Genomic DNA, 25492 nt, shown 5'->3' with positions numbered 1-25492 from the left:
ATTCCAAATTAAATAAGAATTATATTTTAGAGGAATATGGGTTTTTTATAATATTTTTTATAATTTTTTGCATGACTGATAAGTATATTATTCAGTTTATTTCTTTTATTGTTTAATTATTTTTATAAAATTAAATAAATTAATTGTTTGACTGACCATTATTAATATTGTATTTTTTTTAAACATTTTAACAATATTATTTAGTGGAGAGATTGTATGTCGCATTCGTCATCTTTGTTTCTCAAAAATTCGTTTTTATGTTTTTCAGGAATATTATTTTCAAATTCTCTTTTTGCAAGCGAACCTATTTATCCAAAAATGAAATTTTCAAATTCGGGTTATTATATTGCTTGTTATTATTATGATACAAAAAAAGGGTTAGATAATGATAATCCTAATCTTATGTATCCAAGTCTTGAAGTTCTAACTTTTGGAGCGAGAAAAAACTATGCATGGGCAGTAAATGGAGATTCAATAATCTCAAGTTGGACTAAGTTAACAGGAAAAATTCAGGACGGATTTTTTTTAGAGGAAAAATACTCCTATGATGATATTGTTACAAAATGTAATTTTGCAATTCAAAAATTAAATTCTTCTTATAAATTATATGAATTTAAAGCTTCTACTTCTGATTTTGACGGCTATGAATATCCCATTCAATTTGCTAAAGCAGAAAAACCTAATTCAAAAATAAAACAAATCGTATTATTTGGAGACAGTCTTTCTGACCCTGGAAATTTAAAGAGATGGGCTAAAATTATGCCCTTTTTTCCATTCTGGAATGGACGTTTTACCGATGGTTATGTTTGGAATGATTACCTTACAGAAAGAACGCATTTACCTGTTTTAAATTTTTCCTATGGTGGTGCTAAGACTGATGGAACAAACGATGCTTTTGCCAATAATATTCCAACATCATTTATAACAGCAGCAAGAAATTTATTTACAGGAAGTTCAAAATATTATGTAAACTCTTATATGAATTCTTATTTAACCAATGATTCTTATTATAGTACGAATCAAAAATTGACGAATACAACAGAAACTCTTTTTGTATTTTGGATTGGAGCTAATGATTTTTTAGAAAAATTTGAAAATAACCAGCCTGCACATGTTATTTTTGATAATCCAGATTCCGTTGGTGGGGTAAATTATATATATAAAAGAGCTGTAGATAATATTATTAACCAAATAAAAATGTTAAATAATATTGGTGCCTATCATTTTATGATTTTAAATTTACCTGATATTGGAAAAACTCCAGCAATTGTAACTTCAAATTATAATAAATATTCAGATGATTTAAAAAATAAAAATGAATTTTCTTTAAAAATGACAGAAGCAATTCAAAAATATAATTTTTATTTGGCAACCTCTTTGAATTTATTAAAAGGTAGTCTTGGGAATAAAATTAATATTAAGACACTAGATATTGCTTCCGATTTTGAAAAACTTATGAATAACAAAAATATTTTAAATGATTCATCGTATGATTATGGATTTACTAAAATGGATACAAAATATAAAGTTCCAGGAGCAAATTTAAATTATATTCAAGATTTTTGCTATAATGGTGGTTATTATAAAGCAGCATTGACACAAATTGGTAAAGAAACAAATATTTTTGCTAATAAAAATAATTCATGTGTTGATGAAAATGGAAATAGAACAAAATTAGCTCTATTTTGGAACTCACCGCATCCATCCTCTTATACACATTGCTGGGTAGCTTATGCTTTAGAAAAACAATTAAATGATAACTTTCTTATTAATACAAGTTTGGAAAATTTAGATAGTTATAAAAACTATTGTCTATCCAAATTAAATTAAGATTCATTTATCATTTTAGCAATGTCTTCAAGAATGGCGTCGGCCATTTCCATGGTGAGTTGTGTATCTGCATCTGATAATGCGCATGATGGATCTTTATGGACTTCCATAAAAATTCCTTCTACTCCGATTGCTACGGCTGCTCTTGTGAGAGGGTGAACCATATGGCGAAGGCCGGATGATTTTCCATTTGAAGCACCTGGTAGTTGCACAGCGTGAGTGGCATCAAATATAACAGCATGGCCTTCTTTATTCATATCAACAAGGTTTCTAAAGTCGACCACAAGGTTATTATAGCCAAAACAGGTGCCACGTTCTACAAGGATTATTTTTGAATTGCCACAGTTTTGAATAAAATGAGCAACTTCTATCATTTCTTCAGCTGAAACCCATTGGCCTTTTTTTATTTGAATCACTTTATTCGTACTTGCTGCCGCAACAAGAAGCTCTCGTTGTTTACAAAGAAAAGCTGGAATTTGTATTATATCTACAAATTTACCTGCTTCTAATGCTTGTTCACTTGAATGAACATCAGTTAAAATAGGAACATTAAGTTCTTTTTTAATTTGTTTTAACCATTCAAGTCCCGTATTTATTCCAGGTCCTCGAACACTCGTTGCACTTGTTCTATTTGCTTTGTCATAACTACTTTTAAATACATAAGGGAGGTTTAATTTTTCACATTTATTTTTTAAAAAGTTTCCGACTTCAAGACCTAACGATATAGATTCAAGCATACAAGGACCTGCAATAATAACAGGTTTTTTTCTTGATAATGTAATGTTTTCCGTAATTTTACCATCCCAATTTCCTGGGAACTTATTATTATTTATTGATGACATTAGTTATTCCTTGGGATTTTATGAATAATATTATTTATGGAGATATTTCCATGGCCATAACATTTAACAACAAAAAATAAGGCACCAAAAGCATTGCCTGTATTGATAAAGGCACTTATAAAATCATGATTCATTAACCAATGAGGACGGTGTGAATATTTTGTTCCTTCAGGGCTTAATAAATCACTTAAGTTAACACCAAATGGTTTTCCCGAGTTTTGAAGCGTATAAAGAACGCGAGGATCTAAAACGGAGTCTGAATATCCATTTGCTGAACCGCAATCAACAATAGCAACATCAGCAACCCCTAATTTATCAATTATTCTTGATATATCGTTGGGAGCTAAAAACGATCCGCGTTCAACAAATAAAGGTAATTTTGTACTTGCTGCACTTTCCAAAATATCACTTTGTCTGCATATTTCTCCTGGAATATAAAGAAAGTCAGCATACTTAGAAGCGATTTCAATTTCTCTAGGAGAGCTTACTATAATTCCGAAAGGTTTTTTTGACTTACTTTTAAGCTCAAATAAAAAAGATTCTTTATTTTTTAATACATTTAATTTTATAGAGTCTTCAGATGTAAATACTTTCCATTCAGAGAAATTATAAACCGGATAGACATTTTCCAAAGTTTCCGTAGTTTCATTTCGAGATTTTGATTGAATTTCAAGAATAAAATTTTTTTTATTTTTAAAAAATGACATAAAAAGCCTCCTGTTTTAGGAAGCTTCTTCATTATCTCTATCGAGTTGTTTTTGGCTTCCTTCAGTTAAGTCATCTTCTGTTTGTTTTAATAAAGCAAGTTTTTGAATGAGATTTCCAAGAATAATGGCTTTTTCACCTTTAGGGTGAATCAGTACCCCACCAATTCTTTTCAACTCTTTATCACACCATTTGACAACAATATCAATTTTTAAATATTTTACATTTGAAATATTGAACTGATCAATCGGCAATCGCAAAGATAGGGATTTGCCTGTTTTAATATTTAATTTGTCTTTTGCAATAAATTCGAGTTTAAAACCTTTCCAAGAGAGATCTAGTACAACAACCCTTTTAGATATTAACGGGTTCCATCTATTTGTAAAAACCTCTGCCACAATCGCCGTTTCATACCTGGGTTCACGACGCTTAGGAATTTTAGGATGCATATATCACCTTTTTATAGCTAAGCATATCAAAAATACTTTCTCCATAAAATACGCGCCAAAAACTGCTCAATTCCTAATAACAAAAGAGCAACTGCCAAAATCCAAGGGTACGCAACAATTAAGGGTACTTTTTTGGAAACGACATAAACATCTTTAGGTAGATCGGCATTTATTTCCGATAATTCAGGTATTCCTTCAAATAAAAATGGATTTTCTTTGTTTTCTTGAGATTTTGCGTTGGATGGAAAAATGGGCCAAGATCCAAATTTTAGAATATCGGTATCTTTATCCTCCAAGCCTAGAGTTAGATTCACTGAGGTGCTGTTTATTTTATTTTTATTTTGAATGTTTATAATTGAATTTATTGGATTTTGTACTTTAATCATCTCTCTGTCTAAATGATTTAAAACAAAAGTATTTCCTTTTAAAAATTTTTTAGAATCGGTTGCTAATGTAACAGATTTATCTAATTGAAGACCTCCTCTGCTTTTCACTCTTAATGAACTATCGTCCGCATAAATACGAGGTCCTGCAATATCAGGCGCTCTAATTCCACTATCCTGTCTTCTCTGTAAAAATTCGACCATCCAATTAAAAACATATTCACTACTATCTGAGTCTTTCATTCTTAGAGCAACTTCGGCCGTATTTTGTATTTTTTCTTGAGTATAGCCGTATAACCAATCACCTGCTAAAAAAGAGAGAACAATTCCTTTTTCAGCTGGCATGGCAAGCAAAATAGGATGATCCCCTTCTTTTGTTTTAGCTAAAATAATAGCTTCTTTTTTAGGTTTGCAATTAATAGCAGTATAATGTGTTACGATATTGGAAAGACTGGAATGAAAGTTATGATTGCTAATAAAATTGGTATCACTTGCGGCCCAATGATATAAGTTTTGATAATCCCATTTAGGCTTATTTTCACATGGAAAAATTGATCTTATTGAACTATTTTCACTTAAAAAAGATAAAGGGCCTCCTTGAATAACAAGCCGTCCCCCATTTTTAACATAATTAATTAAATTTTCAGATTCTCTTTCTCCAAGATAAGTATCAAATAAAAAATTTTGAGCAATGATTCCATGGAAATTCTGTAAACTTACTCCGAATAATTTATCAGCAGGAAATTCAATTAAAGATAATTGTGAATTTGGGATACTTTGATCGCTATTTGTTTCTCTTAAAATATAATAACTTAATAAATCTAAATTTGGCCAAAATTTTAATTTCTGTCTTAATGTTCTTAAACTCCAATCTGGTCCAACACTAATATGTAATAACGTTGTTTTAGAATAAACGACTTGAACTGTTGTACTTGCCGAATTTAAAGGTGGATTTGTTAAGCTTGAAGTAATATCTGCAGTAATAACTTGATTGCCCGTTTTGGTAAAATTAATTGGAATATCTACAGTTGTATTTACAAGTCCATTTTTAGGAACCTTAAATTGAAACGTTTTTGAGTTTAAAAATGAGTTTCCTGAGTGAATCACAATTTCAGCTTTAATTTCAGAATGTGATTTAACTATTCCAATAATATTTACAGAAGCAATACTTTCTTCACCTAAAAAACTTATTTTAGGAATAAAAATATCTGATAAAGCTAAATAGTCGTCTTCATTTTTTTTATTTTTTAATATTTGTTGAATTGGTAAAAAATAGATCTTATTTTCTTTAAATAAATTAGTTTCTTTTAGTTTATTGGTAAATATTTTTGCATCTTCTCCAAAAAAAGCGCTTTTTGATAAAATTACTGAAACTCCCTTTGCTTTTGATATATGCCCTAGTAAGTCATCATAATCTTGTGATGGTATGCTATCGTTTAAGCCATAATTTTGGTAATTTATTGTTAAGTTACTTCCAAAATTTTTATTAATAATATTCTCTATATTTGTTTTTTCTTCAATCTTTAAGAGAGTATCTTGCGGTATAAAAATATTTAAATATGAATTACTTTCATCGCTATCTTTGACGTAAATAAAGGGTATTAATATTGGAATAAATAATGAAAGTATTATAATTATTCTTAATACATAGACTAAAGTTTTTTTCATGGTTCTAACCCAAGGTTTCGAATGCGGTTTAATATTTCAGGCAATTGAATTTGATCTTCCTTATAATCTGTAGTTAAAAATGAATACATGATATTTATAAAACTACGTATTTTGAAGTCATTATTATTTTTAAAGCAATCTTCTCCATTTGATAAAAAATGGGCACTAGTTACTAAACCATAAGGAGCTTGGGCATTTATTTTCTTTTTTAAAATGAGTGTTTTTGATGAGTCATTAATACACCCATCTAAGCTATTTAATAAATAAAAACTACGGTAAAACATTCCTCTTTTTTTAGGAGATTCCCATTCTATGCCTATACTTTGATCATTTAATTCAAATAGGTGGGGGGGGATTTCTTTGGTCCCTTCTAAAATAAATATGCCTCCATTTGCAATATGGTTATGCAAATTTTTAATGTTTAATTCACGAAAATCATTTGTCCACCAAATTTCAGCTTCTCCAGGTACACAATTATTTGTTTTAAGTTTATTTGGAAATACAATTGTTCCTCTTCTCATAATTATATTTCGTAATTCCGAATAGTTTTTTTCAATTTGAGCAGGGACTTCTTTCCCACACCAAGCTATACGAAAAGGAATATTTTCTTGTTCTACACTTTGATTTGATATTTTATTATTTGAGAAAAAAGGTAAGTTAAAATTTTCTAACTTAGATTGAGCATACAAAGATTTATTATTATAGGAAAGAATCATAAATAAAGTGATATAAGTGATATTTTTTTTATTTTTTTTCCATAAAAATAATAAAATGATGGTTCCAAATATGGCAGCAATTAGTGGGAAAATAGATTCGCCAAAATTTTTCTGGATTTGATTTTTTGAAGTTATTGTTGAACTTGAAAAAGTTTGGTTAAAATCATCGGGTGTTAAATAGATACTATTTTTTCCTTCTCTTAATGAGTTGAATAATATCCATCGGTTTTTATTTTCTAATTTGTATAAACCAAGAGATAGATTTTTTGTTTCAGAAAAATTTAATGTATCTAAATTTAAAAACTCTGTAAATTTATCATTTATACTTATTTCTGCTTCTTCTAATTTATCATTCAGTCTTGAGATGTCATCAAGATTAATTTTTGTATAAGAAAGATTTGAATCTTTTATATTGTTTGCAACTTCAAACCAAAAATGAGTCCATGTTCTAGATCTTCCCAATTCTCCATTTGGAGTTGATGTTGAAGTTCTCAAATAAAAAAAAGGCAATGAACTTGCTTTCCAAGCCAAAGTAGTACCATCGCTTGTATTTAAAAATGGTTTAAATATTCCTTTATAAGTGCGGTTATCATCTGGAAATTTAACTCCTAACTCTGCACCTGGAGGGGGTGGCACTAATAATAAAGTTAATGGAAAAGACCCCGAATCAAGTTGTACAGCAATTTTTTCTGCTCTATTTTCTTCGTTAGTTTGGAGTGTAGAATTATTTCCTGCTGTGTAAACTAATGTATCAAAATTAGGATCAAATCCTTCTGGAATCCAAAATGTAAGATCATCGTTCATAGTAGATAAAATTTGATCATTTAATTGGACAATCCATACTGTTGAATTTCTGTATTTCCATATATTTTTATTAAAGCTATGTTCAATACTATTTTTTTCTTTTTCACAATTTTTTTCGATAAAATCATTTCCAAAAAAACTTACTAATGTTCTTAAATTTGAAAAGGAATCTAATTCGATTGGACTAGGAAAACGATTTGAGCAGCCTATAAAAAGGGGAAGTTGTTTTTTATTATTTTTTGTAATTAGGACTTCAAAATTATCACTATTTACATGATAAGAAGTTATAAATAAATGCGGTCTTGCTTCTTCTGGAATGATAGATTTATAAGAATTAAATGAAGTAAAAGAAGTTTTTGATTCTGTTTTTTCACCCCAAAGTGAAAAAAGATCCGTTGGGACAATTTCTTTTTGATGTTTAACATTATAATCAAAAGCTTTATATTTAAATAAAATTCCGTTATCAAAAAATTTTTTTAAAGAAAAAATGCCTTGAATAGATTCTGAATACCCATCAGAAAATGCTATAATTGTATTTTTTTTATCATGAAAATTTTCATTATTATTTAAAATTTTTGAAACTTCATCGCTTAAAATAGATTGAGTAAATGGGGAAATGGGTTGGTTATTTTGTTCCTTTAAAAATTGATATACTTCATTATTAGATTTTAATTCTAAAACTTTATATTCAATTTTTGGTCTTCCATTTTGAATTTTAAAAAAACTTTCTAAGCCAAAATTTTTGTATCCAAGATCAGTAATTTTATCAGCTTCTCTTTGTGGGTTAAAATTAGAATTTTCACGTGAAAGTTTTGCTTGCAAAGAAGGATCTATCCAAATTAAGGCAGACTTGTTTAAGGGCAAAATTCCTTTTGCTTCTTTTTGGGGATAATAACTTATAGCAAAAGCTATTGTAGCTAATATAATCAAAACTAATGGGATTAATGGAGGTTTATTGATTAAAATTTTATTTTTAATCGTTTTTTTATTTTCTTTTCCAAAAAACCAAGAAGGAATTTTTCTTGGATTTATATTTTGAACTTGAAAAAAAAGTATAAAAATTGTAATTAAAGATACTAAACAAGACAGTAAAATGGGAAACATTTTATTTTTTCCTAAAAATATCTAATAAAATAAAATCAATAAAACTCATTAGTGTTTCTTTCGAATTAACTATTTTCGCTATATGATTTTTTTCGCGTAATTTTTGTGATAAAAAATTGAATTGTTCTTCAATATTTTTTTTGTACTCAGTTCCACTAAAATGAATTGTTTTATTCTCATTTTTGTTTTTTTCCCAAGGAATTAATTCTTCAATTTCTTCTTCATCATTAGGAGATTCTAGGGGATCTCTTGTAATTAAAAAAATTGCTTTTTTTAAATGAAAATATTTTATAATTTCAAGAGTCTTATTAGCTGCAGCATAATTATCTTCTGTATCAAACAATAAGTCGCTAATAATGTAAGCATAATCAGCGTTATGAAATTCTTTTCCTATATATTTGCATCCTTCAAATAGGTCTTTCGCTGTTACATTTAGAACATGAAATGAATGTGATAATCCACTATGTGCTTCTTCAATAATTGCGACTATGCCATTCGCAAGCTGCCCTTTATTAATTGTGCTATATTCAGATTGATAAGTCATATTTGAATAGCTGTGGAAAACAACAATTACTTTTTGTCTGCCAGGACCATAATCTATTTTGGTGATTAATTCTTGGGTTTTGATAAAATGATTCATTGAAATTGTAGAAATAGGGTCTCCCATTTCAAATGGCTTTGTCGCAATGCCTAATCTTGTTGGGGTATTTTTTTTATAGAGGTCGTTAGCAGCAAAAATTCCACCAAAATGTTGCCTTAAATAAGTTCTAATAAAAAACGGTAGAGCTTTGGAGGGATGGAGGCATGGCCAATATTTTTCTTCTTTAGGAAAAACATTACATATGCTTTCAAATTTCATTTTCATTTTTGCCTTTTTTTCAATAAGCCCAATGGCAAATTTATTATCTCTCCTGCAAATATTATGTTAACAGAGATTTTGAAGATAGGACAATTTTGACTAAAAGGATTCTATTAAATTTTTGCTTTTTTTGAAGTGGAAAGGTGAAACCCAATGTCCCCAGAACTGTTAAAACTTTTAAATTTAGTTGAAGGAAAAACCTTTGAAAATCCAAAGGAATTGATGGAAGAAATTAAATTAGCTTATCATTCCGTCATTAGTAAGTATTTACAGCCAAGTCCGTTAAGGCGTTCGGTTTGGTTAAGCGAATTAACAGGTGGTGATATTTGGATAAAACTGGAATCATTAAATCCAAATGGATCATTTAAAGTTCGTGGTGCGTTATATGCAATTCATAATGTTATGCAAAAAAACAAAGGTAACAATAGCATAAAAGTATGTGCTGCTTCTGCTGGAAATCATGCACAAGGTATTGCGTTTGGTGCTAAACATTTAGGTTGTGAAGCCCATATTTTTTTACCAAAAACAGCGCCCTTAGTAAAAAGAGATGCAACTGAAAAACTAGGGGCAACACTTTATCTAGAGGGTGACAATTTAGAGGAAGCTTCTGAAGCTGCTGTCGCTTTTGCAAAAAAAGAAAATGCGCATTTTATTCATGCTTATAATAATTACGATATTATTATTGGGCAATCTACTTGTGCGTATGAATCTCTTGTTCAGCTTTCTAGCATAACCAAAGAACCATTTGGTGAAGTAGATTATTTTGTTTGTAGCGTTGGAGGTGGTGGGCTTGCCGCAGGGGCTTCTCTTGTTTTTAAAGCGGAGTCAAAAGGAAATATTATTGGTGTTGAACAAGAATATTATGACTCTGCAGTAAAAAGTTTTCATAATAAAAAACAAACTGCCATCAAAAAACCAGTACACTCCACAATTGCAGATGGCATTGCCGTTGGTTTGATAGGCAATTTAAATTATAATTATATGACACGCTACGTTGAAAATTTATCTCTAGTTACCGATGACTACATTGTAAAAGCCATTTTAGGGTTATTTGAACAAGAAAGAGTGATAGCAGAAGGTGCTGGGGCAGCTGCTATTGCTGACATTTTAAAAAGACCCGACTTTTATGAAGGAAAAAAAGTAATTGCCTGTGTTAGTGGGGGAAATATTGATCCTCAATTAATGACACGGGTAATAACACGTGGATTAAATATTACAGGACGTGTTCTTCGTGTTAGTGTTTGCGTGAGCGATAGACCAGGGGGCTTGAAAAAGCTTTTAGAATGTATTGCATCTCTTGAAGGAAATGTGCTTGATCTTATTCACGATCGCACTTACAGCGAAGTAAGTGTTGGTGATGTTGATGTTGAGTTATCCTTGGAAACAAGAAATTCGGAACATCAATATTCTTTACTTGAAAAGCTTGAAGAAGCTGGTTTCAAGCCAAGAATGAGACATTGAATCTGATTTGTTAAATGATTTAGGAGGAATTGTTGTGAGTGGCGGATTTCTTGAATGTTATGACACCATAATTGTTGGTGGCGGTCCAGTGGGTCTCTTTGGGGCTTATTACGCAGGATTGCGTGATATGACTGTAAGGCTAGTGGATAGAAGGTATGAGCTTGGCGGCCAGCTTACTGCAATTTACCCTGAAAAATGGGTCTATGATATCACAGGTATTCCTGCGATACGTGGTAAAGATTTATATAAAAATCTTTTTGCGCAAAGTGTACCTTATAATATTCCAAGTAGCTTAAACGAAGAAGTTGTTCTTATTCGCAAAAATAGAAATAACATTTTATGTGTTGAAACTCGAAATGGCACTGTTATGCACACAAAAACAGTGATGCTTTGTTTAGGAATGGGTGCTCATATTCCAAGACGTCTCGATATTAAAAATATTCGTGAATTTGAAGGAAAAGGAGTTTCTTATGGAGTACATTCTTTAGATACTTTCAAAAATAAAAGAGTAGTTGTTGTTGGTGGTGGTGATAGTGCCCTTGATCTTGCTCTAACAATTGTTAATGAATGCAAAGATCTTTATGTGCTTCATCGTTCCGATCGTTTTAATTCACACGAAGAAACAACAAAAAAACTTTATTCTTCTAATGCTGAAATCAGAACATTTAGTGAATTAACAGAAATTGATGGTGATGAAAATCATGTCAAATCTGCTTGTATTCGCAATACAAAAACTGGTGAAATTGAGAAACTTGATATTGATGAAATTATTATAGCTATTGGACTTCTATTTAACTTAGATGTTCTTCAACAATGGGGTATAAATATGGAAGGCAATTCCATAATTGTTGACCATAACAGACAGACCTCTATTCCTGGTATTTATGCAGCAGGTGATATTGTTACTTATCCAGGTAAAATGAAATTAATAGGACCAGGTACTTCTGAAGTAATGCAAGCAATCCATCATGCAAAACATTATATTCAAGAAAACTTTCCTTATTTATAATTAAATTTTATTTTATATGAATAAAAACTCCTCCTCTTCCATTATAATTATTAAAGTATTTCGCGATATCTGAAAAGAATAATTGTTTTGCCGTTTTTTTTCTTTGTTTAAAATTTGAATTTTGAAATAATCTTTGTAAAGTGAACTTTTTCCATTTATCTGATAGATCAATAAATTTATTATTCCTAAATCCTACAGATCTTGCTATATTAATCATTTCATCAAATGTTTTTAAATTTTGACAATCAATTTTTTTCGAAGCAAAAATTAAATTTGTTTCTTTTATTTTTGTATAATCTTCATTCCTAAATATCGAGTTTGGTTTTAATAATTTATAAATTAAGCTATAAACTTTAGTTTTTTCTTTTATATGCAATAATACTAAATTTGAATAAGCCGAATCAAATAATCCTTCATGATGAATAATTTTTTTCATATGATCAGAATCAGCAATGTTTGCATTATATATTTTAATTCTATCACTTAAATTGAGTGCTTGAATAATTTTTGAGGACAAGTCTGCATATTTTTGATTATATTCAATTCCTATAAATTTAGCTCTAGGTAAAATTCTTGATTGTTCTATCATATCCGATCCAAAACCCGATCCAGCATTTAATATTAAATAACTTTTATTGGGATCATTTGTGTTAATCTCATCTAAAGTTTTTTTTGCTAAATCATCGCCGCCATATCTCATATAGATAAAATTTTTAAGATTTGATAAATTTAGAGGCTCCGTAAGTAAAATATTTCTGATGTTCCAATAATTGCTATTTTGGTCGTCTGAATAAAGTAAAATTTTTTTTTTATATTTGATTGCTTCGTTTCAATTTTTATGGAAGTAGCATTCCATTTTTTGTTTAAGTCTATATCTAATATTTTATCAATTTCTTTCCAATTTAGATTGTTTTCCATTTTAATACCTTATTTAGAATTGAAATGATTTAGTACTAATATAAATAACATGAGATCATATCCATGATGATAACATATTTTTTAAATATGGCAATAATTTTGTAATTAAATTATTGGTAATCATTTAAATATTGACATAAAAAATAAAATGATTTATAAGGACAAAATGAAATAAAAAAATGGCATTTTCTTTAATTAAATTCTAAAAAAATTAGGAATATTTATGATTAAATTTTCAAATAAATATTTATTATACTTTTTTTCAATATTATTAGTAAATCATTCTTTTGTTTATGCAGAGGAAATAGATCTTTTAGTTTATTGCGCAAATAAAGATCGAAAATGGAAATGGTTGAAATACCCAAATAGTCAAAATTATTATATAAAAGGTGAGAAAAAAACAATTTATAATTCTTATGAAGATGAAATTATGTCGTTTGAATATTTTAATATTTCTGGTAAAGATGCTGAAAATAAAATTAATGATTTAAAACAAAAATGTATAAATTCGTTCGGTAAGGAGTTTGAATTTCCTCAGCCTGCTCGGACAAGATTTTCGGAATGGATTCCATTTGGAATAGATTCCTATAAATTATCAAAAGGTTTTTTTACAATTAACAGTGTTGAGAGACATACTTTATATAATGTAGAAGTATTTAGTGAATTGCATTTAAATTTAAATGAAAATGTTCAAATAAATTATATTCAAGAAAATCTTAACAATATTAATTAAATTTTATATTGAATATGTTATTATAAATTCAGTTTTAATTCGTTAATATAGTTTTTACTAAAATGATAAAGAAAATTAATTTTTTGGCTTTCATCATACTCTGATAAATGGTTAAAATAATAATCTGTAATTTTTTTTACAAAAGCACTGCCAATGATAACTCCAGATGCTCCTTGTTTTTTCGCTTCTAAAATATCTTTTTGGTTTGAAATTCCAAAACCAAGCCATATTTCTTTATTTGAAATATTTTTTAAGCTATTGATAGCTATTTCAGTTGAAAGTTCATTTTTTTGATTTTCACCTGTAGTTCCTTGAACACGAGTTAAATAAATCATGGATATTTCTTCTGGAGGAAATAAATTATCTTTTTTTAAAGCAATCTCTTGATTCAAAAACCAAACTCTTTTTGTTGAAACTGGAAACGGATTTTGAATATTATGACGAATATCAGAAATTAAAATACCATCTAATGTTGGAAGTTTACTTCTTCTATTTATATCATATAAATGTTGTGAAGTTGTCATAACTGAAATCTGTTGATTCAAATTACACATTTTTTTTAAATCAGAAAGAGCGTTGCAAATTTCTTCCCAAGAAATATTTTCCTTCACAGCTCTTGCATGACTTTCTTGAATTGTTGTGCCATCTAATAATGGATCACTAAATGGTAAACCTATTTCAAGTAGATCAATTTGACCCTCTAATAGTCCTTTAAATATAGCTAAACTATTTTTTAATCCTAAATCTCCAATTGTAAAATAAATGCCAATTTTCATATTTTATTCTCACTTAAATTAACATATTTTGATATCGTATCTAAATCTTTATCTCCTCGTCCACTTAAACAAATAACAATGGTTTTACCAGGATTGTGATTTAAATATTTTTTTGCACCCGCAACAGCATGAGCAGATTCTAAAGCACATAATATTCCTTCTTCTTTTGCTAAAAGCTGAAGTGCTTCAATGCATTCTATGTCATTAATCGAATAATGTGATAATCTATTTTCTTGTTTTAAACCGCATAACCATGGTCCTACGGCTGGGTAATCTAAGCCAGCACTAATGGAATGCGTTTGAGCAATTTGTCTTTCTGAATTTTGAAGTACAAGGGTTTCCATACCATGCAATATTCCCATACTTCCTTTTTCTAAACTCGCAGCACCTTCAGCTTCACAACCAATGAGTTCAACACTCATTTCGTCTACAAAAGGAGTAAACATACCTGCCGCATTACTTCCTCCTCCGACACAAGCAAATAAAGCTGAGGGAAGTTTTCCCGTTTTTTGGATGATTTGAGATTTCGTTTCTTCTCCAATTATTTTTTGAAATGTTCGCACCATCTTTGGAAATGGAAAGGGCCCAACGATGGAACCAATACAGTAAAAGTGATTTTGATAAGAGGAAACCCAATCACGCATAGCCGCATTTACGGCCTCTTTTAATTTAGCATTACCTTCTGTTACAGAAATTAATTGAGCACCAAATAATCTCATTCGTAGCACATTTAATTTTTGACGCTGAATATCAACTTCACCCTGATAAACTTTTACAGATAATCCTAAATTAGCTCCTGCCATTGCAGATGCAACACCATGTTGTCCAGCTCCAGTTTCAGCAATAATATTGGGAATTCCCATGTATTTTGCTAATGAACACTGAGCAATGGCATTGTTTAATTTATGAGCTCCTCCATGAACAAGATCTTCTCTTTTAATATATATTTTTCCACCAAACAGTTTACTTAAATTTTTAGCTTCAAAAAGAGGTGTTTCTCTTCCGCAAAAGTCTTGTAATAATTCTTTTAATTTTTCTTTTTCATTCTTTTCATTAATATAAGATGAAAACCCTTTATTTAAAAATTCTAAAGCATTTTCTAGAAGTGGAGTGACAAAACGATCTTGCATTTCCATACTGTTCGCTAATTTAAACATATTTGAAAACCTCAAATCCTTGAAATAAGTAAATTCATTTTTTCAAATGAGAAAGAGTCAAGTTGTGCAGTTAAATCAGAATTACTTACACCCGTTGCGCAGTCTATGCCGACGGGTGACCATCCCATTTCTTTGCATTCATTAAGACGTGATAAAACATTTTTTTCATGAATGCCTCCACTAGCATAAACAGGAATGAACTGTTTCTTTAAATTTTTAGGATATTGTTCTTCAATTCCGCTTCCGGGAAATGAACTATCTAGTAAAAACGCATTCATGCCCAAAAATTTTTGTGAATTAGAAACAATTAAGTTTTTTCTATTCATAAGCATTGGAAAAGAATAACATTGCTCAAAACTTTCAAAGTGTGAAACAAGTTTTAAACATTCCAAACAAACATCGTCTCTCGTAATGAAACAAATTTTATCTTGTATTTTTTCCAAACTTGGTATTAATTTTATTAAATTATTTTTTCCAATAAATCTTTTTGAACTAGGAATTAAATTTATTCCAATTAAATCTATATTTAAATCAATAGAGCGTTCAATGTCATTTAAAGTACGGGCCCCGCAAAATTTAATAGTAGGTTTTTTATTAATACATTTAGAAATAAAATTTCGAATAGAGCTTACTTTGCTAAACCTCATAAAAGCCGAGCCTACTATGCAGCCCTTAAAGATAGACAAACAATTACGAATTTCCAAATGAGAATTTAAACTACTTGCTAAAACAATCTTAGAAGATTCTATTTTTGTATTTGAAAAATGAATTAAAAAATCTCGAAAATCTTTATTTTCTTCGAGTGAAAATAAATTGCGAGAATTTAAAACATGAAAATCACCTAAAGAAGGAATTTGAAATGAGCTTTCAACAAATGAAGCAACATTTTGATTTTTGCAATATTCAACTAAGTTTTTTAATTCTTCTTCTTTTAGCATGTCTTGAAGTAATAAAATTCCATTTGCTCCCGCATTTATTAAAGCTTGAGCTTCTTCAACTGTTCTTATAAAATCTTTTGCCAAAATTGGTTTTGTTGTAAGGCTTCTAACTTTTTGTAAAAGATCAATTGAGCCTAAGAAAGAAGGGTGAGTAACGACACTAATTGCATCAGCATCTTGGTATGATTTGATTCTTTCTTCTATAGATAAATTGGAGTTAAAATTTTCTTGTGGTCTAGCTAATTTTATTTCAGCAAGAAGTAATTTTTCTTTTTGAAAAAAGGACTCAATTGGTTTCAGATTTTGAGAAATATTATTTCTAATAGACGAGGAAATTAAATTATTTTTAACTAAAATTGGGCTTTTTGTACTTATTTTTTCTATTTGTTTTATTCTTGTAATTATTTTTTGTACTAAATAAATATGCTCATTCATTTGGTCCAAAATTATTTTATAATTTAAATTTATTTTTTCAGGAATTTGAGTTAATAATTTATTTAAATTATTTTTGCAGCATGATTGAAATTCATTTAAAATACACAAGATAGAAAGGTTGAATGCAATTAATTTTTTAGCTATTAATGTCTCATTTGTTTCTTTTAAATTTAAAAGTTCATTTGCAATATGAACACCATTTGAAAAAATACATGCTCTAGTATCAGTTATTTTTTCAATAGGATCTAATTCAAAATTATATATTTCCTTATCTCTATAAAAATATAAATAAGTCTTTGCAAATGGGGAAGCTTCATCTAAATAACCTTCCTCGTCTTTTGAAGTAACAATAACCGCTTTTTGATCTAATATTTTGCATGTTTCAGCTAGTTTTTTTGCAATACTTTGATTAAAAGCTCCTATCATTTTAGCTTGAACAGAAATTGGATTTAAAAGTGGTCCTAACAAATTAAAAATTGTAGGTCCTTGCATTTTTTTTCGAATAGGAGCACTTTTTGCAAAAATAGGATAAGTATATGCAGCAGCTAAAAAAACAATTCCAGTTGCTCTAAAGTATTCAGCAGCATTTAAAAAAACAGATTCCAGAGAAATACCTAATTTTTCAATAAAATCGACAGCACCTACTTTTCCAGTTGATGAACGGCCTCCATGTTTAATTACCTGAAATCCAAAATTGCGAGCAAATAAGCTTACAAGAGTTGAAGTGTTTAATTTGTTGCCACCAATACCACCTGTACCAACAATATCAAATACAGGAAAATCGGCACTTAAAATAATCTCATTTAAATTATGAGGAGATTTCCCTTGTTTTTTTATTTCAAGAACTAGGTTTGCTAATACTTCTGGTTTTAAATTGGTGCCAATTTTATAAAGTAATTCTGTAGTAATTTCTTCATTTAAAAGGATATTTCTTATGTAATTAGTCTCTTCTATAATTTTTTTCATTTAAAAAGACTCCATCCAATTTTTAATCATTTTTTCACCAATTAATCCTGTTAAAAAACTTTCAGGATGAAATTGTACAGCACATACATTTGATTTATTATTTAAATATTCTAATGCCAAAGGAGTTTTTAATTCATCATAAGCCACAATATTTATTTTTTTTGGAATATTTTCTGCAAATAAAGAATGGTAACGACCTACTTCAAATTCATTTGGTAGTGACTGAAAAAGTACTTTACTATTTTCTACGTAACAGGTTTTTGCTTTTCCATGTACAGGATTTTTTAATTTAGAAACTTTACCACCGCAAGCTTCAATAATAGCTTGAAATCCAAGGCATACTCCAAAAATAGGTTTTATTTCAATTAAATTTTGAATATGTTTAATTAAATAGCCAGCATCTTTTGGATGAGAGGGGCCTGGTGATAATATAATTCCATCATATTTTGAAAAGTCAAAATCTTTAATTGTATTTCTTATAATATCAACTTCTGCACCACAATTTTCAAATAAAGAAACAAGATTGTATGTAAAACTATCAAAATTTTCGATCATAAGAAGTTTTTTCTTATGAGATTTATTTTTTCGAAAATTAGCATTTAAATTCATAACAACTTCAGGAGATTTGTTTTCATTAAAACAATAATGATCTTGATTAATAATTGAAAGCATATTTTTTAATTTAGAACCGCATTCCCAATACTCGTAATCTTTATTTGCTTCAAAAATTAAAGAAGAACCAGCTTGAAATGTAATTTTACTTTGATTTATAAATGCAGTACGTATAAGAATAATAGTAATAATATTTCCATCAGGTTTAATATGAATTAAATTACCACCATAAAATTTTCTTGGCTCATTTTCTAAATTTGATATTATTTCCATTGCTTTTCTTTTTGGAACGCCTACAAGTGTACCTGCATTGATAGAGGAAAGTATGGCATCAATACTATCAAATTCTGATTTTAATTTTCCTGTTACCGTAGATTGTGTGTGAATGATATGCTCTAGAATTAGTGGCTCCCTGTAATTGCTTACAGACACATTTTTGCAAAATCGATTTAAATCATTTCTTGCAAGATCAACTAACATGTCTAACTCACATTTTTCTTTTTCTGATGAGTAAAGTTTTTCTAATTCTATTAATTCAAGTTCGCTTAAAAAATATTCTTTTGAAGTTCTACGAATAGACCCACTAATGGGTTTCATTGTTACATTTTCTTTGTCTATATCAATTAAAATTTCTGGACTTGCACCAATAATATCAGTTTGAAAAAAATTTAAGGCAAAGCGATACGGCGCTCGTTGCAAAGCAGTAGAATTTTTTAAATAATTAAACATTTGTAATGGATCCGTTTTAAATTCTAATTTTCTTGAGAGAACTAGTTCATAAACATCACCTTCCTTAAAATGTTCCATAACTTTATCATAATTTTTAAAATATTGATTACTTGTATCATGAATTAAATCACAATTTGGGATTTTTAAATCGTTAAAATTATTCTTCTTAATTTGATTTAAAAACAAATTTGTATTAATAGATAAACATTCACTAATTGTAAATTCAGCTAATACGGTATCATTATCGCAAATAGGAATTTCTTCAATTACGTGAGCAGCTTCAAAACTTAAAATAATAAAACAATGGAAATTATTTACTTTAGAAATTTCTTGTAATTCTCTTAAAATCTCTAGTTGGCCCGATTTTTTTAATTTGAAAAAATCACTACTTACTTTTTCATCAGTCCTAAAATATTTTGATGAGTTTAATTTTATTTGAGAAGCAATAGAATTTCCAGTTTCGCTGTGTGATTTTAATTCAATTCTATTAAAATAAAGAATTCCAGATACATGATTTTTATTTGGAATAAAAGTTTCTTTTGGGTAAGATAAAAAATTTTGATCCATTAAATTATTCATTTGATATCCTAACATATTCCTTAATAAAATGAGAGATTATTTCTATTGTTTGTAAAGAATTAAGCCTTGGGTCGCAAGCTGTTTGATAATTTAAAAGAAGATCTTTCTCCGTAATATTTTGAAATCCTCCCGTACACTCTGTAACGTTATCTGGGGAAGTTTCTAAATGCATGCCACCTAAAAAAGAATTTTCAGATTTATGAATTTGTAATGACAGAATTAATTCATCTAATATTTTATTAAAACTTCTCGTTTTTATCCCTTTTTTTGTTTTTTCTGTGTTTCCGTGCATCGGATCACTCATCCATGTAACATTGAAGCCTTCTTTATGAATTGAACGAATGAATTTTGGCAAATTATCTGAAATTTTTTGATGACCCATTCTAGGTATCAAAACAATTTTTCCATTTTCTTGGTTTGGATTTAATATTTCTACCATTTTAATCAATTCATCTGTTGTTATATTTTCACTAAATTTAATACCAATTGGATTTGTTATTCCTGATAAATATTTAATATGTGCTCCATTAATTTGGCGAGTTCTTTCACCTACCCAAACAAAATGGGAGCTCGAATTATAAAATTGATTATAACGGGCATCATATCTTGTTAATGCACTTTCATAATCAAGTAGCAATGCCTCATGTGAGGAGTACATATTAGAGTTTTTATTAAATATCTGAGCATAGTTTAAAACTTTTTTTGATTTATGATAAGATTTTATTAAATTAATTGGATTATTTACTCTTGCCTCATAAGTAAATTTACTTGAATTAATTATATCACCCCTATAAGCAGGTAATGTAATATTTTCAATTGTTTCATATGATTCACTTCTGGGTTTTGCAAACTGTCCTGCTATTCTTCCAATTAAAGTAATTTCTTTATTTAAACCCAATTGTAAAATTTCTTTTTGTTTCGTTAGTTCTAATATTTTTAATTTTACTCTATCAAAAGTACAGTCTTTAAATAATTCTGCACAATCTCCTGCTTGAAAAAGAAAAGATTTTCCCTTTTCTGCACTTGCTATTTTATTTTTTAATTCTTGTATTTTAGCAAAAGATACGATTTCAGAAGCCTCTTTCAGTTTTTTTATACATTTTTGAAACAATCGTGCGTCTTGAAATGTAGGCTGTTGCAAAGCAGGATGCAAACGCCAACTGTCTGGAGTCCAAGATAGATTTTTGGAATCTATTTTAAACTTCTTGTAATTATTGGTATTTGTGTAATCCTTTTGAAGCAACATATTAAAAACCTCCATATTTGCGTACCAGTGTGATAGTGCGCTATTCTGTGGATACCAAAGATGTCGTGTTTTTGTCAAGCAAAACAAATTTTTTAAGGACCCTTTTTTCAAAATTAGACTCATTTATAAATATAAATAGGCTCTTATAAATATTTTAAAACAATAATTATAGATACTTGACAAAATTTTAATATGAAAATAAGAATCATTATCATTAATTTGTCTTTTTTCTTTAGGAGGAAATGCTATGCTTTTGCGTTTTTTAAAATTAACTACGGTCTTATTTTTTTTAAGTTCATTTCCTATATTTGGTTTTACGGGAAATCCTAGTTGCCAAATAAACGGAAATTTAAAGAGGGTCCATGTTTGGTATACAATAAATAATAAAGACAATAAATATAATTGGTTTCTTCAAATTTCTCGAGTTTATGAAAATAATATTATTTTTGTAGATGAATCTTGCAATCCATTAGATTTAAATCAAAAAATTGAAATTCCCATAAATACGACTCGAAAATTTGGTATGATTGTTACTGAAGCAAAATCATTTAATTCGATTTATTCTTTTACGGGCGTAAGAAATGATGAAGATTTGATTAAGGTACCAAATCGTAAAAAAACTTGTATTTTTGTGGTCGCCCCTTATGGGCCGGGTCAAATGGATAGGGTAGATTGGAAATTAAATAATGCAGATTGTTTTTCAGACAACTTTGGTACTGAAATTAATTTTAAATAAATTTTAGCTACCTTAAAAACACATTTATAAAGAAACATAATAAAAATACTTATTAATTATGATTTTTTTATTCAGTCTGTAAAAATCCTTTTTGCAAAACCCATGTTCTGTTGGCTAAAAATTTGGCACGTTGTTCATCATGAGTAATCATCATTGTGGCCATTTTTCTTTGTTTAGTAAAGTTATGAACAAATTGTAGTAAGTTTTCTGTTGAAACAGGATCGAGAGCAGCCGTTGGTTCATCTAATAGTAAAATATCGGGGTCACATAATGTGGCCATTACTATGGTAATGATTTGTCTTTGACCACCTGATAATTTACCAATTGGCGTATTTAAATGTTCTTCTAAACGAAGATTTAATGGTTTAAGAGTTTCTTCAACAATATATTCTGGAAAATTTTTAATGGCCGATTTAAATCCGGCTATTTTTCCTTTTAATGTTGCCATGGCTAAGTTTTCAGCAACAGTCATGGTTGCAACAGAGCCCATATGGGTATTTTGAAAAACGCGACTAATAAATTGAGATCTTTTTGCTTCGGAAAGTGTTGTGATATCTGTATTATTCCGAAATATTTTACCTTGTGTTGGTATAATACGACCTGATACGGTATCTAATAAAGTAGATTTACCAGCACCATTATGACCTAGTATTAATATAAAATCTTTTTCGTTTATTGCGCAATTTATTTGTTGAAGAGCTTTGAATTCGCCAAAACTTACATGCACATTTTCTATTTTAATCATACTGTTTTGGCTCCTTTTATATTTTCCATTTTTTTAACAACTAGGATAACTACAATAAGGAGTCCAGTAATTAATTTTTGCCAAGATGGTTCAACTTGTAATTCAATTGTAATTGCAATGATTAATTGATAAATAATAGAGCCAAGAATAGCCATTAAAAACATATTTGCAGCAATTAATTCAGCAATCATACAGCCAGCTAAAGCTGCTATTAAAGTACCTACATTTCCAAATGCAGAGAAAAAGCCGCTATATTGGACAAAAATCCCCCCAGCAAGAGCGCTCAATGAATTTGCCATAATTAGAGAAAGCGTAATATAAAATGGTACACTTTTTCCAAGTGAAGTAACAAATTGTTCATTTACACCAGTTGATCTTAATATAAATCCATTCTCTGTTTTCATATACCAAATAAAAATATAAGCAATAAAAAATGTAATTAATGCTAATAAAATTAAAGTACCAAAAGGATATTCTTGAGCAGTAGTAAAAATAGTTTTTGCATTTCCTAATGCCACATTTGCAGTACCAATATTTATACTTATTGAAAAGAGCATTGTTGTAACAACAATACCTGAAATTAATTTATTGAGTCCGAGTTTTGTATGAAGTAAGCCTGTAATACAGCCTGAAATACCACCGCTAATAATCGCAAGAATAAGAGCTATCCAAGGGTTTGTATCGTGTAATATGGCCCAAGCAACAATGGCACCACCAAGGCCAAATGTTCCTTCAATACTAAAGTCATCAAATTTCATTACTCGTGAAGCTAAATAAATAGCCATGACTACAAATGATCCAATAAATCCACGCTCAAGTATTCCAATAGCCACTGGCAAAAGTGATGAAGACATTATGCATATTCCTAAATGAACTTGCTCGCTCTTACTGAGTGAACATAAACCTTAATTTTAAGGTTAATTTTTATAATAAAGTAACTTCCTGTTTTAATGATTCAGGCAAAGTAATATTAAGTCTTTTTAATTCAAATGAGTTAATATAAATTTTGCTATTTGGTGCTATAATTTCGGTATCCATTGGTTTCACATTTTTATTTATGATTTGATTTAATAATTCACCAGATTGAATTCCAGATTGAATATAATCGACACCAAATTGCATTAGAGGAGCGTCTTTTTCCCCAGTCCAAGTTGTGATAAGCGGAATTTTTGCTTTATCTGCAATTTGTTTTACAATAGGAAACGCGGATGAAATTGTGTTGTCTGTTGGAATTAAAATTGCTTGGGCATTTTGGACAGCATTTTGTGTTGCAGCCGCCACATCTGCTTGGCTATTAGCTCCGTTATCATGAAATTCAATATTATATTTAGCAAGTTCTTCCTTCATTTTTTTAACTAAAATTACAGAGTTTGGTTCAGCAGGATTAAATAGAATGGCAACTTTTTTAACATTAGGAAGTAATTCTTTTATTACTCTAATTTGTTTTTGAATGTCCGCCATGTCTGTAGCGCCCGTAATGTTAGAGTTTGGGCCTCGTAATTGTAAACCAATAGGATCTGTAACAGCTGCAAAAATAATAGGACGATCTTTAATTTCAGATTTAAGAGCTTGAACAGCTGGTGTAGCTATTGCATAGAATGCATTAATACTGCTATTTGCTTTAAAACTAGAGGCAATCGCTTGAGCTTGTGAAACAGAGCCTTGAGCATTTTGTTCAATAAATTTAATTTTATCACCAAAATCTTTTTTAGCTTGTTCCATAAATCCATCTTTTGCTTCGTCAAGTGAAGGAAAAGATGCGAATTGAAGAATACCAATAGTGATATGATCGTCGGAAGGTTTAGATCTTTTTATAATAATAACAGCACATAATATCGCAATTAGCGATACAATTAGTAAGATAATTTTTTTACTCATGTTGATTTTTCTCCACAAGAAATGATGCAATGTAAAAAGAATTTATATGCTAAATATAAATAATATTTAATTTTTTGAAAAGGGGAATTTTAAAAATAAAATCGATAGGCAAAATAGGAAGCATAAAAAGAAAATGAAGCGTTTATTAAACAAGTTTGCTGATGTCGATTACTTAATTTAAGTTCTAAATTCGCTTTCATTTGATCTGCTCCGTATCTGTTTTTGGTCATTGATAAGACAAAAGAACCAAAGTTGTGAAGTGCACAATAAATACTCTTACACAATGACGATACTAGCATATAGATTTTTTTGAAGATTGGCAAGAGCGAATTGGAAATTTTTGTAATTAATCATTAAATAATACTTCTTCGATAAAGAGATCGGACGATTCCTAATATTTTATCATCTTCATGAGTACCAAAAGCAAGAGGAATAAAATTAGGGTTTTCTGGTATTAAAATTGCTGGTGGCTTTTCTTTATTGGTATGATTTAATAAAAATTTAATATTTTTGTTGTATAAATTTGAATCTTTTTTAGCATATCGTTTTATAGTGGAATCGCTATTATAAATAGAAGCAATCACAATATCGTTGTCATTTGCATTTGAATTTGATTCTACTAAAACAATATCATTTGGTAATAAGCCAGCATTTATCATGCTAAATCCATCAATTTGTAATGCAAATAGTTTGCTATTTTTCTGAGATATTCGAGTATCACTTGGAAAAGAAATAAATTCTCCCGCATTTTCAATTGCTTCTTGAGGAAGTCCCGCACTTACGGAACCTACTAAAGGAACACGCAAAAGATCTTCAAAACCAGGTAATACTTGGGATGAATGTTTTTTTAACTTAACTGATTTATTTTTATTTCCAGAAAAATTTAAAGAAAATGGTTTAGGATTATTTTGATAGGAATAAAAAAATTCTGTTACGTCTTTGGTTGGTACAATTTGTCTTGATTTTCCTGGTACGTTAGAAAGTAACAAACCTTTTTTTCTGAGGGCGGCAAGTACATCTTGAGCGCTCCCTATAGATTTCCATTGAAAGTAACTTGCTATTTCACGGATTGTGGGAGGAGTCCCTGTGGAGTCCATATGATTAAATATAAATTCCATTACTTTAAATTGAGCGTTCGTTAATTCAATCATGGGCAGGCCTCTTAATCAAAATAAGCACCATACTAATATATGGTATTTTATAACTATATTTAA

The 25492-nt window shown here is 29.1% G+C and carries 22 protein-coding genes; 5 read left to right on the top strand and 17 right to left on the bottom strand.

Annotated features, from left to right (window positions below):
* The first annotated feature begins 216 nt into the window (after positions 1-216).
* On the top strand, positions 217-1830 hold the full coding sequence (locus GCL60_RS03775) for an SGNH/GDSL hydrolase family protein (RefSeq protein ID WP_153418533.1): 1614 nt from the start codon (positions 217-219) through the stop codon (positions 1828-1830).
* Here the strand turns inward: GCL60_RS03775 and kdsA are convergent.
* From kdsA to GCL60_RS03745, 6 genes are read right to left on the bottom strand one after another with little or no spacing between them, the layout of a single operon-like run.
* Positions 1827-2672 carry a 3-deoxy-8-phosphooctulonate synthase gene (gene kdsA, locus GCL60_RS03770; RefSeq protein WP_153418532.1) on the bottom strand — a complete coding sequence of 282 codons (846 nt, stop codon included), beginning with the start codon at positions 2670-2672 and terminating at the stop codon, positions 1827-1829. The two genes, GCL60_RS03775 and kdsA, sit on opposite strands and share 4 nt — an antisense overlap.
* A complete protein-coding gene (locus GCL60_RS03765) occupies positions 2672-3379 on the bottom strand; it encodes a DAHP synthetase I family protein (protein WP_153418531.1) in 708 nt (235 codons plus the stop codon). Before GCL60_RS03765 ends, kdsA begins: the two co-directional genes overlap by 1 nt.
* 15 nt (positions 3380-3394) lie before the next feature.
* Positions 3395-3826, bottom strand: a complete 432-nt coding sequence (locus GCL60_RS03760) for a hypothetical protein (RefSeq protein WP_153418530.1) — start codon at positions 3824-3826, stop codon at positions 3395-3397.
* A 26-nt stretch (positions 3827-3852) separates the two neighbouring features.
* The gene (locus GCL60_RS03755; protein ID WP_153418529.1) at positions 3853-5877 is read right to left on the bottom strand and encodes a hypothetical protein; all 2025 of its coding nucleotides are present in this window, start codon (positions 5875-5877) and stop codon (positions 3853-3855) included.
* Positions 5874-8501 (bottom strand): hypothetical protein, encoded by a 2628-nt coding sequence (locus GCL60_RS03750; RefSeq protein ID WP_153418528.1) that lies wholly within the window; start codon positions 8499-8501, stop codon positions 5874-5876. The genes GCL60_RS03755 and GCL60_RS03750 overlap by 4 nt, the downstream gene beginning before the upstream one ends.
* 1 nt (position 8502) lies before the next feature.
* Positions 8503-9360: a hypothetical protein gene (locus GCL60_RS03745; protein ID WP_153418527.1), complete on the bottom strand. Its 858-nt coding sequence runs from the start codon at positions 9358-9360 to the stop codon at positions 8503-8505.
* A gap of 153 nt (positions 9361-9513) precedes the next feature.
* Here GCL60_RS03745 and GCL60_RS03740 point away from each other — a divergent pair, with 153 nt between their 5' ends.
* Positions 9514-10821, top strand: a complete 1308-nt coding sequence (locus GCL60_RS03740; protein ID WP_153418526.1) for a pyridoxal-phosphate dependent enzyme — start codon at positions 9514-9516, stop codon at positions 10819-10821.
* A 34-nt stretch (positions 10822-10855) separates the two neighbouring features.
* Positions 10856-11830, top strand: coding sequence for an NAD(P)/FAD-dependent oxidoreductase (locus tag GCL60_RS03735; RefSeq protein ID WP_161998061.1), 975 nt, complete (start codon positions 10856-10858; stop codon positions 11828-11830).
* 7 nt (positions 11831-11837) lie between these two features.
* Here the strand turns inward: GCL60_RS03735 and GCL60_RS03730 are convergent, their stop codons facing one another.
* Together GCL60_RS03730 and GCL60_RS03725 are read right to left on the bottom strand one after the other, a co-directional pair.
* Positions 11838-12530, bottom strand: a complete 693-nt coding sequence (locus tag GCL60_RS03730; RefSeq protein WP_153418524.1) for a class I SAM-dependent methyltransferase — start codon at positions 12528-12530, stop codon at positions 11838-11840.
* A gap of 29 nt (positions 12531-12559) precedes the next feature.
* Positions 12560-12748 carry a hypothetical protein gene (locus GCL60_RS03725; protein ID WP_153418523.1) on the bottom strand — a complete coding sequence of 63 codons (189 nt, stop codon included), beginning with the start codon at positions 12746-12748 and terminating at the stop codon, positions 12560-12562.
* A 223-nt stretch (positions 12749-12971) separates the two neighbouring features.
* On the opposite strand from GCL60_RS03725, the gene GCL60_RS03720 reads away from it, so the two are divergent.
* Positions 12972-13481 (top strand): hypothetical protein, encoded by a 510-nt coding sequence (locus GCL60_RS03720; protein WP_153418522.1) that lies wholly within the window; start codon positions 12972-12974, stop codon positions 13479-13481.
* 20 nt (positions 13482-13501) lie between these two features.
* Here GCL60_RS03720 and trpA read toward each other — a convergent pair whose 3' ends face one another.
* The 5 genes from trpA to GCL60_RS03695 are packed head-to-tail and all read right to left on the bottom strand — an operon-like array spanning position 13502 to position 20919.
* Positions 13502-14257, bottom strand: coding sequence for a tryptophan synthase subunit alpha (gene trpA / locus GCL60_RS03715; protein WP_153418521.1), 756 nt, complete (start codon positions 14255-14257; stop codon positions 13502-13504).
* A complete protein-coding gene (trpB, locus tag GCL60_RS03710) occupies positions 14254-15414 on the bottom strand; it encodes a tryptophan synthase subunit beta (protein WP_153418520.1) in 1161 nt (386 codons plus the stop codon). Before trpB ends, trpA begins: the two co-directional genes overlap by 4 nt.
* A gap of 11 nt (positions 15415-15425) precedes the next feature.
* Positions 15426-17753, bottom strand: a complete 2328-nt coding sequence (locus GCL60_RS03705; RefSeq protein WP_153418519.1) for a hypothetical protein — start codon at positions 17751-17753, stop codon at positions 15426-15428.
* Positions 17754-19673: a chorismate-binding protein gene (locus GCL60_RS03700; protein ID WP_161998060.1), complete on the bottom strand. Its 1920-nt coding sequence runs from the start codon at positions 19671-19673 to the stop codon at positions 17754-17756.
* On the bottom strand, positions 19666-20919 hold the full coding sequence (locus GCL60_RS03695; RefSeq protein WP_161998059.1) for a 3-deoxy-7-phosphoheptulonate synthase: 1254 nt from the start codon (positions 20917-20919) through the stop codon (positions 19666-19668). Before GCL60_RS03695 ends, GCL60_RS03700 begins: the two co-directional genes overlap by 8 nt.
* Before the next feature lie 247 nt (positions 20920-21166).
* Here GCL60_RS03695 and GCL60_RS03690 point away from each other — a divergent pair, with 247 nt between their 5' ends.
* Positions 21167-21655 carry a hypothetical protein gene (locus tag GCL60_RS03690; protein WP_153418516.1) on the top strand — a complete coding sequence of 163 codons (489 nt, stop codon included), beginning with the start codon at positions 21167-21169 and terminating at the stop codon, positions 21653-21655.
* 67 nt (positions 21656-21722) lie between these two features.
* Here the strand turns inward: GCL60_RS03690 and GCL60_RS03685 are convergent, their stop codons facing one another.
* The 4 genes from GCL60_RS03685 to GCL60_RS03670 form a co-directional block, all read right to left on the bottom strand.
* Positions 21723-22400 (bottom strand): ATP-binding cassette domain-containing protein, encoded by a 678-nt coding sequence (locus tag GCL60_RS03685; protein ID WP_153418515.1) that lies wholly within the window; start codon positions 22398-22400, stop codon positions 21723-21725.
* On the bottom strand, positions 22397-23254 hold the full coding sequence (locus GCL60_RS03680; protein ID WP_153418514.1) for an ABC transporter permease: 858 nt from the start codon (positions 23252-23254) through the stop codon (positions 22397-22399). Before GCL60_RS03680 ends, GCL60_RS03685 begins: the two co-directional genes overlap by 4 nt.
* A gap of 70 nt (positions 23255-23324) precedes the next feature.
* The gene (locus GCL60_RS03675) at positions 23325-24278 is read right to left on the bottom strand and encodes an ABC transporter substrate-binding protein (protein WP_153418513.1); all 954 of its coding nucleotides are present in this window, start codon (positions 24276-24278) and stop codon (positions 23325-23327) included.
* Positions 24279-24631: 353 nt separating this feature from the next.
* Complete coding sequence (locus tag GCL60_RS03670; RefSeq protein WP_153418512.1) at positions 24632-25429, bottom strand: LexA family protein; 798 nt, start codon at positions 25427-25429, stop codon at positions 24632-24634.
* Positions 25430-25492 lie beyond the last annotated feature (63 nt).

The organism is Silvanigrella paludirubra, from assembly GCF_009208775.1.
Lineage (GTDB): Bacteria > Bdellovibrionota_B > Oligoflexia > Silvanigrellales > Silvanigrellaceae > Silvanigrella > Silvanigrella paludirubra.
This window is presented reverse-complemented; position numbering and strand designations above follow the sequence as displayed.

Excerpts from the sequence above, each read along its gene's own strand:
- GCL60_RS03685 (WP_153418515.1), bottom strand. The coding sequence starts at position 22,400 with ATGATTAAAATAGAAAATGTGCATGTAAGTTTTGGCGAATTCAAAGCT.
- GCL60_RS03695 (WP_161998059.1), bottom strand. The coding sequence starts at position 20,919 with ATGTTGCTTCAAAAGGATTACACAAATACCAATAATTACAAGAAGTTT.
- GCL60_RS03700 (WP_161998060.1), bottom strand. The coding sequence starts at position 19,673 with ATGAATAATTTAATGGATCAAAATTTTTTATCTTACCCAAAAGAAACT.
- GCL60_RS03760 (WP_153418530.1), bottom strand. The coding sequence starts at position 3,826 with ATGCATCCTAAAATTCCTAAGCGTCGTGAACCCAGGTATGAAACGGCG.
- trpB (WP_153418520.1), bottom strand. The coding sequence starts at position 15,414 with ATGTTTAAATTAGCGAACAGTATGGAAATGCAAGATCGTTTTGTCACT.
- kdsA (WP_153418532.1), bottom strand. The coding sequence starts at position 2,672 with ATGTCATCAATAAATAATAATAAGTTCCCAGGAAATTGGGATGGTAAA.
- GCL60_RS03670 (WP_153418512.1), bottom strand. The coding sequence starts at position 25,429 with ATGATTGAATTAACGAACGCTCAATTTAAAGTAATGGAATTTATATTT.
- GCL60_RS03720 (WP_153418522.1), top strand. The coding sequence starts at position 12,972 with ATGATTAAATTTTCAAATAAATATTTATTATACTTTTTTTCAATATTA.
- GCL60_RS03750 (WP_153418528.1), bottom strand. The coding sequence starts at position 8,501 with ATGTTTCCCATTTTACTGTCTTGTTTAGTATCTTTAATTACAATTTTT.
- GCL60_RS03740 (WP_153418526.1), top strand. The coding sequence starts at position 9,514 with ATGTCCCCAGAACTGTTAAAACTTTTAAATTTAGTTGAAGGAAAAACC.
- trpA (WP_153418521.1), bottom strand. The coding sequence starts at position 14,257 with ATGAAAATTGGCATTTATTTTACAATTGGAGATTTAGGATTAAAAAAT.
- GCL60_RS03690 (WP_153418516.1), top strand. The coding sequence starts at position 21,167 with ATGCTTTTGCGTTTTTTAAAATTAACTACGGTCTTATTTTTTTTAAGT.
- GCL60_RS03675 (WP_153418513.1), bottom strand. The coding sequence starts at position 24,278 with ATGAGTAAAAAAATTATCTTACTAATTGTATCGCTAATTGCGATATTA.
- GCL60_RS03755 (WP_153418529.1), bottom strand. The coding sequence starts at position 5,877 with ATGAAAAAAACTTTAGTCTATGTATTAAGAATAATTATAATACTTTCA.
- GCL60_RS03680 (WP_153418514.1), bottom strand. The coding sequence starts at position 23,254 with ATGTCTTCATCACTTTTGCCAGTGGCTATTGGAATACTTGAGCGTGGA.
- GCL60_RS03765 (WP_153418531.1), bottom strand. The coding sequence starts at position 3,379 with ATGTCATTTTTTAAAAATAAAAAAAATTTTATTCTTGAAATTCAATCA.
- GCL60_RS03730 (WP_153418524.1), bottom strand. The coding sequence starts at position 12,530 with ATGAGATATGGCGGCGATGATTTAGCAAAAAAAACTTTAGATGAGATT.
- GCL60_RS03775 (WP_153418533.1), top strand. The coding sequence starts at position 217 with ATGTCGCATTCGTCATCTTTGTTTCTCAAAAATTCGTTTTTATGTTTT.
- GCL60_RS03705 (WP_153418519.1), bottom strand. The coding sequence starts at position 17,753 with ATGAAAAAAATTATAGAAGAGACTAATTACATAAGAAATATCCTTTTA.
- GCL60_RS03745 (WP_153418527.1), bottom strand. The coding sequence starts at position 9,360 with ATGAAATTTGAAAGCATATGTAATGTTTTTCCTAAAGAAGAAAAATAT.
- GCL60_RS03725 (WP_153418523.1), bottom strand. The coding sequence starts at position 12,748 with ATGGAAAACAATCTAAATTGGAAAGAAATTGATAAAATATTAGATATA.